A 14,888-nucleotide genomic window follows, 5' to 3' on the forward strand; every position below is an offset into this window, starting at 1 on the left:
TCTTTCACCGCCCTCTCATCCTGGCGGCCATCACCTCTTTATATTGCGGAGTCAGCCTTGCGTCTGTTTCACACCTCCGACTGGCACCTTGGGCAGAACCTGCACGGCCAGGAGCGCGATTTCGAGCACGCCTGTTTTCTCGAGTGGCTGCTGCGCCAATTGAAGCTGGCGCAGCCGGACGTGCTGCTGATCGCTGGCGACATTTTTGACACGGTGAACCCGCCGGTCAAAGCTCAGGAACGCCTCTACGACTTCATCGTCAGCGCCCACGAGCAGCAGCCGTTGCTGACCATCGTGATGATCGCCGGCAACCACGACTCCGGCTCGCGGATCGAACTGCCCGCACCGTTGATGCGGCGTTTGCGCACCCATGCGTTGGGCCGGGTGTTGTGGCTGGATGACGGCCAGCTCGATTCGGAACGTCTGTTGTTGCCGCTGCCGGATGCGTCCGGCGAGATCGCCGCGTGGTGCCTGGCGCTGCCGTTTCTGCGGCCTGCCGAGGTGACTGGCGCGCATCTGGGTGACAACTATCTGCGCGGCATTGGCCAGGTGCATGAATGGCTGATCGAAGCGGCCAACGCCAAGCGCCAGCCGGGTCAGGCACTGGTCGCCATCAGCCATGCACACATGGCCGGTGGGTCGGTATCGGAAGACTCCGAACGCAGCCTGATCATCGGCAACGCCGAAGCCCTGCCTGCCAGTCTGTTCGGGCCGAGCATCAGCTACGTCGCCCTCGGCCATTTGCACAAGCCGCAGAAGGTCAATGGCGAAGAACGGATTCGCTACAGCGGCTCGCCGATCCCGTTGTCGTTTTCCGAAATCAGTTATCAGCATCAGGTGCTCGACGTCGTTCTGGACGGCGAAACCCTGGTCAGCGTCGAGCCAATGCTGATCCCCCGCTCCGTCAATCTGCAACGCCTCGGTCCTGCGCCGCTGGCGGAAATCCTGCTGCAACTGGCCGACCTGCCGAACATCGACCTGCTGGCCGAAACCCAGCGCCAGCCGTGGCTGGAAGTGCGCGTGACCCTCGACGAGCCGCAACCGGATCTGCGCCATCAGGTCGAAAGCTCCCTGCAAGGCAAGGCCGTGCGACTGGTGCGAATCTCCGCCGAATACGCTGGCAATCGTGGCGCTGACGGCGTCGAGGACGGCGGCCCTCTGATCGAGCTGGACCAACTCACGCCGCAGGAATTGTTCCGCCGCGCCTGGCTCGACAATTATGGCAACGAGGTCGACGAGCAGACCCTCAAGGACTTCGCCACGCTGCTGCAGGACGTACAAATGGAGGGCGAGCAGCCATGAAGATTCTCGCCATTCGTTTGAAGAACCTTGCCTCGCTAGCCGGCCCGTTCGAGATCGATTTCACCGCCGAACCGCTGGCCAGTGCCGGTCTGTTCGCCATCACCGGCCCCACCGGTGCCGGCAAAAGTACCTTGCTCGATGCCTTGTGCCTGGCGCTGTTCGGCGCTGTGCCGCGTCTGAACAACACCGGGCGTGACGCCAAGGTCCCGGACGCCGACGGTGAAATCGCCACCGGCGACCCGCGTACCCTGCTGCGTCGTGGTACAGGCGAAGGGTTTGCCGAAGTGGATTTTGTCGGTGTCGATGGCCGCCGCTATCGCGCTCGCTGGGAAGCCAACCGCGCCCGGGAAAAGGCTGGCGGCAAGTTGCAGACCAGCCGCCAGAGCCTGCGCGACATCGATCAGGATCAACTGCTCGCCAGCCAGAAAGGCGAGTACAAGGTTCAGCTCGAAGCCGCGCTGGGCCTGAACTTCGAACAGTTCACCCGCGCCGTGCTGCTGGCCCAGAGTGAGTTCAGTGCGTTCCTCAAGGCCGATGACAACGACCGCAGCGAACTGCTGGAAAAACTCACCGACACGGCGCTCTACACCCGCCTCGGCCGCCGCGCGTTCGACAAGACCAAAGAGGCTCGCGAAGCCCACAAGCAGCTGCAGGATCAGGCTACCGGCGTGACCCCGCTGCCGCCCGAGGCCCGTGCCGAACTCGACGAACGCTTCAACGCTGCCCAGCAGCAATTGAAGTTGCAGCAGGCGCAGCTCAAACAGATCGAGCAACAGCACGACTGGCTCAAGGAACTGCTGCGACTGCAAGACTCGCAACAAGCCGCCGCCGAACAGCTGCGCAGCGCCGAGCACGAGCGAGAGTCGCTGGCCGGTGAGCGTCTGAAGCTCACCCGCCTGGAACAGCTCGCCCCGCAACGGCACCAGTTCGCCCGTAAAACCGAACTGGATGCACAGCTGACGCCACTCGCTGCGCAGATCCACGCGCACACCCAACAGCAAGGCGAACTGGCTGAGCGCCAGACGCGACTGGAACAGGATCTCGCCGCAGCGCAGATCGCCCTGACCCAGGCGCAAGCGCAGCAAAGCGAAAGCGCACCGCTGTTGCGTCAGGCCTTCGAAGAGCAAAGCACCCTCGCCCGCCTCGCCAAGGATGTCGCGTCCGGCACCGAAGCGAAGCAATCCGCCGAACAAGCCTGCACCCAGGGCCAGAGCACAATCCAGACCTTGCTCGATCAGCAGAAACAGGTCGCCGAACGCTTGCAGCGCATTGCCGCCGATCTTGAGCAGAGCGCTCAATTGGCACCGTTGAGCGAAGCCTGGAATGCCTACCGCGACCGCTTGCAGCAACTGATGCTGATCGGCAACCGGTTGAACAAGGGCGAGAGCGAACTGGCGAATCTCCAACAGAACGCCGCCCGAGCAACCGAAGAACTCGCCACACAAAAGCAGCAGCTGGAAGTGCTGTTCAAGGAGGCTGGCGCGGAGCCGGACGCCGTCGCCGAGCAGATCGGCATCCTCGGCACCCTGCTACAGGACAACCGCAAACAACTGCGCGCGGTAGAAGACCTGGCGCGCCTGTGGGCCAGTCAGCAGGACCTGGACAAGCGCAGTGCCGAGTTGCAACAGCGTCAGCTCGATGCGCAACAGGAGCGCGAGCGCCTGACCCAGGACGGGGTGAAAACCAAATCTGAACTGATCGTCGCCGAACAGACCTTCAACGTCACCCGTGAACTGCTCGAACGTCAGCGTCTGGCCCGCAGTGCCAGCGTCGAAGAGCTGCGTGCGCAGTTGCAGGACGACCAGCCGTGCCCGGTCTGCGGCAGCAACGAACATCCATATCACCAGCCGGAAGCTCTTCTGCAAAGCCTCGGCCGTCACGATGAAAGCGAGCAGGCCAGCGCGCAGCAAGCGGTCGATCAACTGAAGGAAAAACTCACCGAACTGCGTACCAGCGTCGGTGGCGTGATTGCCCAACAGAAAGAGTTGCTGCAACAGCAGGAACAACTGGCGGCACAACAGCAAGCACTGACGCCGAGCATCGAGTCTCATCCGCTGGCCGCGCAATTATTGAATCAGGACAGCGACAAGCGCGCGGCCTGGCTGACGCGCCAGAACGATCAACTGAACCAGAGCATCACCCAGGACGAACAGCGCCAGACCGCCCTGCTTACCTTGCAAAAGGACGCGGCGCGTCTGACCCAGCAATTGCGTCACGCTGAAACCGCACACCAGCAAGCAACGCAGCACCTGAGCAATCAGCAGCGCGAGTTGAGCGCTGACCGTCAACGTCTGGACGAAGAGCTCGCAGCCTTCGCCACACTGCTGCCCTCCGAGACGCACGAAGCCCTGCGCGCCGAACCGGCCGCGACCTTCATGCAGCTTGACCGGCAGATCGCCGAGCGTCTGGCGCAAGTTGATCAGCAAAAAGACGAACTGGCCGAACAGCAACAACGCCAGCAGACGCTTGAGAAGGAACAGGATCGCCAGCAAAGCCGCGTGCAGCAACTGCAAAACGCTGAACAGCAGCTCAACGCACTGACCGCTCAGCAACAGGCCAGCCAGGAGAAACTGGCGCAATTGCTGGGCGCTCACAACTGCGCCGAACACTGGCAGCAGCAGCTGGAGCAGGCTGTGGAACAGGCGCGCAACGCCGAATCCACCAAGACTCAGGCGCTGCAAGCCGTACGCACGCAGCTTGTGCAAATCGCCGCCGAACTCAAAGCGCAGCAGGAGCGTTTGCAGGCGCTGGAAACCGAAGATCGCGATCTGGCCGGCAAAATTGCCGACTGGCGCGCTCGTCACCCGGAACTGGATGACGGCGGTCTCGAAGATCTGTTGCGGGTCGACGACGCGCAGGTCGGCGAGCTGCGCGAGCGTTTGCAGCGCAACGAAAAGGCCCTGGAACACGCCAAAGTGCTGTTGCAGGAGCGCGATCGCCAGTTGCTTGAACATCAGGCACAACACAACGGCGACCTCGAAGCCGAGCAACTTGTCACTGCCCTCGCCGACCTGCAGAACCAGTGCGGCGTCAGTGAACAGCTCTGTGCCGAACTGCGTGCCGAGCAAGTCGAAGATCAGCGACGGCAGAACGCCAACGCCGCACTGGCGCAGCAGATCGCCGACGCCTATGCCGAGTATCAGCGCTGGGCGCGCCTCAATGCCTTGATCGGTTCGGCCACCGGCGACACCTTCCGCAAGATCGCCCAGGCCTACAACCTCGACCTGCTGGTGCATCACGCCAACGCGCAACTGCGCCAACTGGTCAAACGCTATCGCCTCAAGCGGGGCGGCAGCATGCTCGGCCTGCTGGTGATGGACACCGAGATGGGCGATGAACTGCGCTCGGTGCATTCGCTGTCCGGCGGCGAGACCTTCCTGGTGTCGCTGGCCCTTGCATTGGGTCTGGCATCGATGGCATCGAGCACGCTGAAGATTGAATCGCTGTTCATCGACGAAGGCTTTGGCAGCCTCGATCCGGAGTCCCTGCAACTGGCCATGGACGCCCTCGACGGTTTGCAGGCTCAGGGTCGCAAAGTCGCGGTAATTTCCCACGTGCAGGAAATGCACGAGCGGATTCCGGTACAGATTCAGGTACAGCGCCAGGGCAATGGTTTGAGCACACTGGAGGTGAAATGAACACGCTGTATTCGTTCCGCCGCTGCCCGTACGCGATGCGCGCGCGGATGGCCCTGCGCTATTCGGGCGTGCCGGTAGAGATCGTTGAAGTCAGCCTCAAGGCCAAACCGGCCGAGATGCTGGCGATCTCGCCCAAGGGCACGGTGCCGGTGCTGGATGCGGATGGCCAGGTGATCGATGAGAGCCTGGAGATCATGCGTTGGGCGCTGGCGAAGAACGATCGGGATGACTGGCTACTCGGTGGCGACTCCAGGATTGTCGAGTTGATCGAAGCCAACGATCAAGTGTTCAAGGTGCACCTGAATCGCTACAAGTACGCCGAACGTTATCCGGAACAGCCGATGGAGGTCTATCGCGCGGAAGGTGCGCTGTTCCTGCAGAAGCTCAATGAGTTACTCGAGAACCGCGACTACTTGCTGACCGATCATCCTTGCCTGGCCGATATCGCGCTGCTGCCCTTCGTACGCCAGTTTGCCCATGTCGATCGCGACTGGTTTGCGACGACGCCTTATGAGCGATTGCAGGCTTGGCTACAGCGCTTTCTTGAGTCGGACCTGTTTACCGCCATCATGAAAAAGTAAGCGCCTTACGCCAGCACCTGGCACATGCCGATGGCCGAGCAATCCACTTGGAACGGTCCGAAAAAACTCGCTTCGGTTTTCACCGGTGGATTGCCGGCCAGCAGCCCTAGCGCATTGGCCCGTTCGATGTTGTGGGCGATGGTGTGATTGGCCTCTATGGCCCGGGCCAGCCCGCCGACCGAGCCCTGGCCGAATCCCAACAGGGACGCGCCATTGGTCATGATCGCCAGACCGGCGATGACCCAGAATCTGTAGCCTTTCATGCTCCGACGGCTCCCGCGAGTTCAACTGAATCTACCGCTGCGTTTTGCGAGCGGAGTTCGAACTGGACGGCGGGATGCGCGACCTGGATCGGCGCTTCGAATGTGTGTTGCGACTGCGACGAGAGGCTGACGAACAGCACCATGACCAGGTACAGACCGATGGCCAGGTAGGCGCCGCGTTTGGCGGAAGTGATGATTGAACTGGCCATGATGTGTGCTCCGTGGACAATGTTTCGACGCCCACAGAATCAATCAAAAAAGCCGGGGTAACCACTCAGCGTTTACCATAGTAACCATCAGCTTCGTTGATTATTTAGCCGGTCTATCTCGGCGTTTGAAAATGTCTATCGCCTGACAATACACGCGCAAAAAACTGCCCAAGGCTGCGATCTTTTGATTTTGCTTTTGATAAACAAGATCAAAGGATCGCAGCCTTGGGCAGTTCCAGGGCGTGACGGAAATTTCAGTGTTGGGCTTTGTGATCCAGCGCGGCGTAGAAGTTGGCGCTCTGTTGCAGGTATTTCTGGGTGTAGCTCTGGGTGTGGGATTTTTTGTCGCTGATTTCAACGTTGGCGCTGGCTGGCAGAGCCACGGTGGCGGAGATGGCGGAAGCGGCGATGATCGAGAAGAGATTGAAGTTCATGGCGGTAACCCTCGTGTTCGGTTGGCTTGCTTGCCCGGTTGGGCCGTGAAGCAAACTTAACGCTCGAGGGTTGCTCGCTTGAAATGCTTTGTACCATTACCTGTTATCAGCAGGATTAATACAAAGCGTCAGGCCCCGTAGACCGGGGCCTGCGGCTTATTGACGCACGATAAACTTGAGGTCGCTCGGGGCATCCATCGGCAGTTTCTGCACGGTTTTGCCCAGCAGACCGGTCTTGCCGTCGCGCTCGACCACGACAATCTGGTTGCTCTTCTGGTTGGCGATCAGCAGAAATTTACCGCTCGGATCGAGGCTGAATTCACGCGGGTGATCGCCTTCCACCGAACGTCGCTGCAGTTCCTTGAGCTGGCCGTTGGCCGGGTCGATGGCAAATACCAGCAGTTGATTGGCGGTGCCACGGTTGCTGACGTAGAGGAATTTCCCATCGGCGGACGCATGCAGCGCCGCAGCGGCTTTGTCCGACGTCGGCTGGCCGCCCGCCAGATCAACCATTTGCGTCTGGGTCAGCACGCCGTCCTTGTAGTCGAACACCGCGACTTGCGCGCTCATTTCCATGGTCAGCCAGGCATGCTTGCCGTCAGCGCTGAACAACAGATGACGCGGCCCGCTGCCCGGTGGCAGTTGCACCGAGGCGGTTTTTGCCGGGGTCAGCGGCAGGTCCGGGTTGGCCTTCGGATCAAATTGATAGATGAAGACCTTGTCCGCGCCCAGGTCATTGGAGAACACATAACGGCCGTCCGGCGAGGAAATCGTCGAGTGCACGTGGTTCGAGGCCTGACGCTCGGGATTGACCCGGCTCGCCGGGTGCGCGCTCATCTGCACCACCGGCTTGAGCTTGCCGTCGCTGCCCACCGGCAACACCGCGAGGGTGCCGCCCGGATCTTCAACCACCGAGTAGTTGCTGACGAACAGATGACTGGCGTCGCCGCTGAGGCTCGAATGGGTCGGCTCGTTGCCCAGGCTCTGGACCTGATTGATCAGGGTCAGGGCGTGAGTCTTGGGATCGATCGAATAACTGCTGACGCGACCGACCGGGTCTTTCTGGCCCGGACCGTTTTCGTTGACCACGAACAACCGATGCTGGTCCTTGGACAGGGTCAGCCACGACGGGTTTTCGCTCTTGATCACTTGCAGCGGCTTGGCGGCGATCTGGCCGGTGGCGCTGTCGAAGCTCATCCGGTAGATGCCCTGGCTGGTGCCGGCGGTGTAGGAGCCGACCAGCAACTGGAAGCTTTCGGCCGAGGCACTGGACAGGCCCATCGCACCGACGCTGCCGGCCATCAGCAACGGCCAGAATTTACGCATGTTCATTCGGTTTCATCCTCGTCGTCGGCGCTGCTGAGCACATCGCCGAGGCAGACCAGACGGTGTTCGCCGACAGTTTTGGTGTCGCTGGCAAAACCGATGATCAACCAGCTCTGCAGGTCCTGGTCAAACGTCGCCGCTTCAACCTGGGCCGGTGTGAACTCCCAATGCTTGGCCGTTCGGCCATCGATGCACTCGATATGCAGGTTATCGTCTTCATCGAGGGCGAATTCGAAGGCGTGCAGGCCGTCGATTTCGACCATACCGCAGTGTTCGAGGGCGTTGAGAAGGGTGTCTGGTACGGCAGTCATGTCGATCATGTCTTTCAGGGGGAAAGTGGCAATGATAGCTCAATGTGGCCGCCGGGCCTCAGGGGACCTTGTCCACACAAGGCCCGGCGATTCGACTTAGAGCGCTTCGCGTGAAGGCTTGCCGTCGACCAGTCGCTGAATCCGCAGCGGGTTGGCGTTTTTCAGCGGTTCCGGCAGCAGGTTGTCGGGGTAGTTCTGAAAGCACACCGGGCGCAGGAAACGATCGATGGCCAGGGTGCCGACCGAGGTGCCGCGCGCATCGGACGTCGCCGGATACGGTCCGCCGTGGACCATCGAATCACACACCTCGACGCCGGTCGGGTAACCGTTAAGCAGAATTCGGCCGACCTTCTGTTCCAGCAACGGCGTCAGCTCCGGGAATTGCGCAAAGTCAGCCGGTTCGCCAATGATCGTCGCCGTCAGTTGCCCATGCAGACCGTGCAGCGCCGCACTCAGTTGCACCTGATCCGCCACTTCGACGATCACCGTAGTCGGGCCGAACACTTCCTCTTGAAGTACTTCATCGACATCGATCAACAGGCTGGCATTGGCCTTGAACAACTGCGGATGTGCTTGATTACCCAACTGAGGGTTGCCGGCCAGATGCTCGATACCGGCATGCGCCAAGAGTTTTTCCAGACCCTTGCCGTAGCTGCCGAGGGTCCCGGCATTGAGCATGGTTTGCGCCGGTTGATCAGCGATCAGCGCGGCGAGTTGCTCGACGAACGTCGTGAACTGCGGCGAGCGAATGCCGATCACTAATCCCGGGTTGGTACAGAACTGACCGCAGCCCTGCACCACCGATGCAGTGAGATCTCGAGCGACGGATTCCGAACGAACGGCCAAGGCCTGAGGCAGGATGATCACAGGGTTGATGCTCGACATCTCGGCGAACACCGGGATCGGTTGGGGCCGTGCCGCTGCCATGTCGCACAGTGCCCGTCCACCCTTCAGCGAACCGGTGAAGCCGACGGCTTGAATGGCGGGATGCTTGACCAGCCATTCACCCACGCCGCCGCCATAAATCATGTTGAACACGCCGGCCGGCATCGCGGTTTTTTCTGCCGCCCGAATCACCGCGTCGGCCACGAGTTCGGCCGTGGCCATGTGACCGCTGTGGGCCTTGAACACCACCGGGCAACCGGCGGCCAGCGCCGACGCGGTGTCGCCGCCAGCGGTGGAGAATGCCAGCGGAAAGTTGCTCGCGCCGAACACCGCCACCGGGCCCAAGCCGATGCGGTATTGGCGCAGATCGGGACGCGGCAGCGGCTGGCGATCCGGCAGCGGCAGATCAATCCGCGCACCGTAGAAATCACCACGCCGCAGGACTTTGGCGAACAACCGCATCTGGCCGCTGGTGCGGCCACGCTCACCCTGAATCCGCCCGGCAGGCAGCGCGGTCTCACGGCAGACCACCGCGACAAAATCATCGCCCAGCGCGTCCAGTTCATCGGCGATTGCATCGAGGAACTGCGCGCGTCGTTCGGCGCTCAAGCTGCGATAGGCCGGGTAGGCAGAAGCGGCCGCTTTGGCGGCAGCGTCCACTTCCTCTTCCGTGGCCTGGATGAAATCGTGAGGCAAGGGTTCACCCGTCGTGGCGTCGATGCTGTGCAACTTGACGCTGCCCGCCGCGCTGCGACGCCCGCCGATGTAGTTGTGACCGAGAATCTGAGTCATGGGATCTCCTTAAAGGGTGCCGATGCTGTCCGGTTGGAAAACCGCTTCAACCGGGGCGATGCCGTTGACCAGCGGCGCGCCGAATTCGGCCTGGCTGATCTCGAACACGTCGCCGGGCTGTGTGCGAACGCCGTCAGCGAACGACAGGGTCGCGGTGCCGAAAAAGTGAATGTGCACGTCGCCCGGACGCAGGAACTGGCTGTACTTGAAGTGGTGGTATTCGAGGTTCGCCAGGCTATGGCACATGTTGGCCTCGCCGCTGAGGAACTCGTTCTGCCACAGCACTTCGCCGTCGCGCAGGATGCGGCTGGTACCGGCCAGGTGTTGCGGCAATTCACCCACGCGCAGTTCCGGGCCGTAGCTGCAACTGCGCAGTTTCGAGTGAGCCAGGTACAGGTAGTTCTTGCGCTCCATGACGTGATCGGAGAATTCGTTGCCCACCGCGAAACCGAGGCGATACGGCTTGCCGTCGTGGCCGATAACATAGAGGCCGGCCATCTCCGGCTCTTCGCCGGCGTCTTCGGCAAACGGCGGCAGCGGGAACGGCTGCCCCGGGCGCACGACGATGCCGCCATCACCCTTATAGAACCATTCCGGTTGCACCCCGGCCTGCCCCGCCGCCGGTTTGCCGCCCTCCACGCCCCATTTGAAGATGCGCATGGTGTCGGTCATCGCCGCTTCGTCGCCGGCCTGCTGGTGCATCTTGTCCCGGGCCGAGGCGCTGCCAAGATGTGTAAGGCCGGTGCCGCTGACCAGCAGGTGCGCGGGGTCCGGGTGATCCAGCGGCGGCAGGATGCGCAGGTCTTTGAGCAACTGCGCGTATTCGTGGCTGATGCCTAGGCCGAGGGCCTGCACTTGCTGCGCGAGGGTGCTGCCGGCTTCAATCGCGGCCAGGGCGAGATCACGAACCGTGCGCGCATCCTGCACTTCGCGAACCAGACCGCCCTCGACCACCCCGACGCGGCGCTCGCCGTTACTCAATTCGAATTGAACCAGATGCATGATGTTCTCCTGTTGAATCAAACGCTGAATCGGTATCAGGTGCGCGTTGCGCCGCGTGCACTCGCTGCAAATTGGTCGACTGGCAATACGTGTTTACGCTCCAGCAAGCGATAGACGACGCCCGTCAAAATCAGCCCGAACACCATCACCCCGGACAGGAAGTACAGGCCCGACGCGAGGTTGCCGGTGTATTCCTTCAACGCGCCGATCACGAACGGGCCGATGTAGCCGCCGAGGTTGCCAACCGAGTTGATCAAGGCAATGCCCGCCGCCGCACTGGCACCGGCAAAGAACCGCCCCGGCAAAGTCCAGAACACCGCCGTGCAGGAAAACAGCGCGAACGCCACCAGACACAACGCGGCCAGTTGCGCCACCGGCAAGGACAGCCAGGCACTGAGGAACAGGCCGAGGGCGCCCAGCACATAAAGCACCGCCAGATGCCCGTAGCGATCATTCATGCGGTCGGAACTGCGCGGCACGATCAGCAGGCCGACGATGCCGAAGATGTACGGCACCGACGAGACGAAACCGGTCACCAGATCGCTGCCGCCGAACTGTTTGATCAGAGTCGGCAGCCACAGGCCAAGTCCATAGATGCTCAGTGTCACCGGCAGATAGAACAGCGCCAGCAGCAACACACGTTTGTCCTTGAGCGCATGCAGCGGATTGCCGTGGCGGGTCTGGCCGTACTCCTGCAGATCCTTTTTCAGCTCGCCGGTCAGCCAGTCCTTCTCCCCCTGATCCATCCATTTCACTTGCTGCGGGCCATCCGGCAGCCAGCGCAATACCGGCCAGGTCAGCAGGATCGCCGGGGTGCCGATGACGATGAACAGCCATTGCCAGCCATGCAGACCGAGGATGCCGTCCATGCCCAGCAGGCCGCCGGACACGGGGCCGGTGATCATCATCGCGATCGGTTGGGAAAGGATGAACAGCCCGAGGATCTTGCCGCGATGGCGCACCGGGAACCATTGGGTGATGTAGTACAGAACGCCGGGAAAGAACCCCGCCTCCGCCGCGCCAAGCAGAAAGCGCATGACGTAGAAACTGTGCGGACCCTGGACAAAAGCCATGCCGATGGTAATCGCGCCCCAGGTGATCATGATCCGCGCGAACCAGCGCCGCGCACCGAAGCGTTCGAGCATCAGGTTGCTGGGGATCTCCAGCAGAAAGTAGCCAATGAAAAACAGCCCGGCCCCGAGGCCGTAGGCGGCATCGCCGATGCCGATATCAGCGCCCATGTGCAGCTTGGCGAAGCCGACGGCGGAGCGATCCACATAGGCAATCAGGTACAGCAGGATCAGGAATGGAATCAGTTTCAGCGTGATGCGCCGGACAAGCCGCAGTTCCTGGCTCATGGGATCGGTCTCCGATTGTTGTTTTTATGGAACCTCGGGGGACGCCTCTCGCGGAAAACCGCCAGGGCCATCCCTCCGTCGAAAACGACTATATAGTAATACTAATTACCCAACAACACTTCCAAACAGTCGATTTTGCGCTTATGTTTAGCCGAGGCTCGCAAACAATAGTCTTACAATAAGAGAATCGATCATGTCTGATAAGCACCCCACCCTGCGCTCCGCCCAATGGTTTGGCACGGCCGACAAGAACGGCTTCATGTACCGCAGCTGGATGAAGAATCAGGGCATCGCCGACCATCAGTTCCATGGCAAACCGATCATCGGCATCTGCAACACCTGGTCGGAACTGACGCCGTGCAACGCGCACTTCCGCCAGATTGCCGAGCACGTCAAACGCGGTGTGATCGAGGCCGGCGGCTTCCCGGTGGAATTCCCGGTGTTCTCCAACGGCGAATCAAACCTGCGCCCGACTGCCATGCTCACCCGCAACCTGGCGAGCATGGACGTCGAGGAAGCGATTCGCGGCAACCCGATTGACGGCGTGGTGCTGCTGACCGGTTGCGACAAGACCACCCCGGCGCTGCTGATGGGCGCGGCCAGTTGCGACGTGCCGGCGATCGTCGTCACTGGCGGGCCGATGCTCAACGGCAAGCACAAGGGTAAGGACATTGGCTCCGGCACGGTGGTCTGGCAGCTCAGCGAACAGGTCAAGGCCGGCACCATCACGATTGACGATTTCCTTGCGGCCGAGGGCGGCATGTCCCGCTCGGCCGGCACCTGCAACACCATGGGCACCGCGTCGACCATGGCCTGCATGGCCGAAGCACTGGGCACGTCCCTGCCGCACAACGCGGCGATTCCGGCGGTGGATGCGCGGCGTTATGTGCTGGCGCACATGTCCGGCATGCGTGCGGTCGAGATGGTGCGAGAAGACTTGAAGCTGTCGAAAATCCTGACCAAGGAGGCTTTCGAAAACGCGATCCGGGTCAACGCAGCGATTGGCGGTTCGACCAACGCGGTGATCCACCTCAAAGCCATCGCCGGGCGCATTGGTGTCGAGCTGGATCTGGACGACTGGACCCGCATCGGCCGTGGCATGCCAACCATCGTCGACCTGCAACCGTCCGGACGTTTCCTGATGGAAGAGTTCTACTACGCGGGCGGCTTGCCGGCCGTGCTCCGGCGCCTCGGCGAGGCCAATCTGATTCCGAATCCGGACGCGTTGACGGTCAATGGCAAATCCATCGGCGAGAACACCAAGGACGCACCGATCTACGGCGAAGACGAAGTAATCCGCACCCTCGACAATCCGATCCGCGCCGACGGCGGGATCTGCGTGTTACGCGGCAACCTGGCTCCCCTGGGCGCGGTGCTCAAGCCGTCCGCCGCCACGCCGGAACTGATGCAGCACCGTGGCCGCGCGGTCGTATTCGAGAATTTCGATATGTACAAGGCGCGGATCAACGACCCGGAGCTGGATGTCGATGCGAACTCGATTCTGGTGATGAAAAACTGCGGGCCGAAGGGTTATCCGGGCATGGCCGAAGTCGGCAACATGGGTTTGCCGGCCAAGTTGCTGGCCCAGGGTGTGACGGATATGGTGCGCATTTCTGATGCACGCATGAGCGGCACCGCGTATGGCACCGTCGTGTTGCACGTCGCCCCGGAAGCGGCGGCCGGCGGGCCGTTGGCGGTGGTTAAGGAAGGCGACTGGATCGAGCTGGACTGCGCCAGTGGGCGTTTACACCTGGATATTCCGGACGCTGAACTGGCGGCGCGCATGGCGGATCTGCAACCACCGCAGCAGCTGTTGGTGGGTGGTTATCGTCAGTTGTACATCGACCATGTGCTGCAGGCGGATCAGGGTTGCGACTTTGATTTCCTGGTCGGCTGTCGAGGTGCTGAAGTCCCCCGCCACTCCCATTAACACCGCTGTCCTCTGTGGGAGCTGGCAAGCCAGCTCCCACATTTGCTTTGTGTATCTGCCTCAAGATTGTGTGGTGCCTGCTATGATGCGCGGCATCTCCATCGCTCAGGATCGTGCCGCTCCCCATGGATTACCGCAAACCTTCCGACCGCAAAAGCATGCACTCGCGCATTGTCCAGGAACTGGGCATGCAGATCGTCTCCGGCCGTTTTCTGCCCGACGACAAACTGCCCGCCGAAGCCTTGCTCTGCGAGGAATACGCGGTCAGTCGGCCGGTGTTGCGCGAAGCCACGCGGGTGTTGGTGGCCAAGGGGCTGGTGTACTCGAAACCGCGGGTCGGCACCGTGGTCAAACCGCGCCGCGAATGGCACATGCTCGACCCGGACGTACTGCACTGGCTGATGCAAAGCAGCCCGCAGAATGAGTTCTTCAACGTGCTGACCAGCGTGCGCAGCATCATCGAACCGGCCGCCGCCGCCCTCGCCGCCCAACACGCCACGGATGCCGACATCGCCGCCATCGGCGAAGCCTACCAACGCATGGAAGCTGCACCGACCCCGGAAGCCTTGCTGCAACCGGATCTGGATTTCCACAGCCGCATCGCCGACGCAACCCACAACGACTTGCTGGCGAACCTGTGCAACATGCTGTCGGTGGCAATTGCCGAGGCGTTGAAGCATTCCAACCAGCGGCCGAATCTGCATGAACTGGCGTTGCCTCGGCACAAGGCGATTCTGACCGCCATCGAGAACCGTGATGCGTTGGGGGCTCGGCATGCGACGTTGGTGCAGCTGGATGATGCGCGGAGTGCGCTGAGTGTTGTGCTCGGCACCGAACTTTCCTGAAGACATAAAAAA

General features: G+C 61.6%; 13 protein-coding genes. 5 read left to right on the top strand and 8 right to left on the bottom strand.

The genetic code is table 11. The features are described from left to right. Window positions 1-57: 57 nt before the first annotated feature. The 3 genes from NH234_RS17430 to NH234_RS17440 are packed head-to-tail and all read left to right on the top strand — an operon-like array spanning window position 58 to window position 5,521. Entirely contained in the window at window positions 58-1,302 is a 1,245-nt protein-coding gene (locus NH234_RS17430) for an exonuclease SbcCD subunit D C-terminal domain-containing protein (protein WP_367253575.1), read from the top strand. Next, window positions 1,299-4,940 carry an AAA family ATPase gene (locus NH234_RS17435; protein ID WP_367253576.1) on the top strand — a complete coding sequence of 1,214 codons (3,642 nt, stop codon included), beginning with the start codon at window positions 1,299-1,301 and terminating at the stop codon, window positions 4,938-4,940. Before NH234_RS17430 ends, NH234_RS17435 begins: the two co-directional genes overlap by 4 nt. Then, complete coding sequence (locus tag NH234_RS17440) at window positions 4,937-5,521, top strand: glutathione S-transferase (RefSeq protein WP_367253577.1); 585 nt, start codon at window positions 4,937-4,939, stop codon at window positions 5,519-5,521. The genes NH234_RS17435 and NH234_RS17440 overlap by 4 nt, the downstream gene beginning before the upstream one ends. A gap of 5 nt (window positions 5,522-5,526) precedes the next feature. On the opposite strand, the gene NH234_RS17445 is transcribed toward NH234_RS17440, so the two are convergent. The 8 genes from NH234_RS17445 to NH234_RS17480 all read right to left on the bottom strand — a co-directional run bounded on the left by NH234_RS17445 (window position 5,527) and on the right by NH234_RS17480 (window position 12,101). Then, a complete protein-coding gene (locus NH234_RS17445) occupies window positions 5,527-5,784 on the bottom strand; it encodes a hypothetical protein (protein WP_085731879.1) in 258 nt (85 codons plus the stop codon). Next, the gene (locus NH234_RS17450) at window positions 5,781-5,993 is read right to left on the bottom strand and encodes a hypothetical protein (protein WP_085731880.1); all 213 of its coding nucleotides are present in this window, start codon (window positions 5,991-5,993) and stop codon (window positions 5,781-5,783) included. The genes NH234_RS17445 and NH234_RS17450 overlap by 4 nt, the downstream gene beginning before the upstream one ends. Before the next feature lie 254 nt (window positions 5,994-6,247). Next, on the bottom strand, window positions 6,248-6,427 hold the full coding sequence (locus NH234_RS17455) for a hypothetical protein (protein WP_011334602.1): 180 nt from the start codon (window positions 6,425-6,427) through the stop codon (window positions 6,248-6,250). Between the two features lie 156 nt (window positions 6,428-6,583). Further along, window positions 6,584-7,759, bottom strand: coding sequence for a lactonase family protein (locus tag NH234_RS17460; protein WP_085731881.1), 1,176 nt, complete (start codon window positions 7,757-7,759; stop codon window positions 6,584-6,586). After that, a complete protein-coding gene (locus NH234_RS17465; protein ID WP_085711602.1) occupies window positions 7,756-8,064 on the bottom strand; it encodes a DUF5629 family protein in 309 nt (102 codons plus the stop codon). The genes NH234_RS17460 and NH234_RS17465 overlap by 4 nt, the downstream gene beginning before the upstream one ends. 96 nt (window positions 8,065-8,160) lie before the next feature. Further along, entirely contained in the window at window positions 8,161-9,741 is a 1,581-nt protein-coding gene (locus NH234_RS17470; protein ID WP_367253581.1) for an aldehyde dehydrogenase (NADP(+)), read from the bottom strand. Between the two features lie 9 nt (window positions 9,742-9,750). After that, window positions 9,751-10,743 (bottom strand): AraD1 family protein, encoded by a 993-nt coding sequence (gene araD1 / locus NH234_RS17475; RefSeq protein WP_367253583.1) that lies wholly within the window; start codon window positions 10,741-10,743, stop codon window positions 9,751-9,753. Between the two features lie 35 nt (window positions 10,744-10,778). Then, complete coding sequence (locus NH234_RS17480; protein WP_085731884.1) at window positions 10,779-12,101, bottom strand: MFS transporter; 1,323 nt, start codon at window positions 12,099-12,101, stop codon at window positions 10,779-10,781. Window positions 12,102-12,294: 193 nt separating this feature from the next. Here NH234_RS17480 and NH234_RS17485 point away from each other — a divergent pair, with 193 nt between their 5' ends. Both NH234_RS17485 and NH234_RS17490 read left to right on the top strand, forming a co-directional pair. Then, window positions 12,295-14,031, top strand: coding sequence for an IlvD/Edd family dehydratase (locus NH234_RS17485; protein ID WP_085731885.1), 1,737 nt, complete (start codon window positions 12,295-12,297; stop codon window positions 14,029-14,031). A 125-nt stretch (window positions 14,032-14,156) separates the two neighbouring features. Further along, window positions 14,157-14,876, top strand: coding sequence for a FadR/GntR family transcriptional regulator (locus NH234_RS17490; RefSeq protein ID WP_085711331.1), 720 nt, complete (start codon window positions 14,157-14,159; stop codon window positions 14,874-14,876). Window positions 14,877-14,888 lie beyond the last annotated feature (12 nt).

The organism is Pseudomonas sp. stari2 (assembly GCF_040760005.1).
GTDB lineage: Bacteria > Pseudomonadota > Gammaproteobacteria > Pseudomonadales > Pseudomonadaceae > Aquipseudomonas.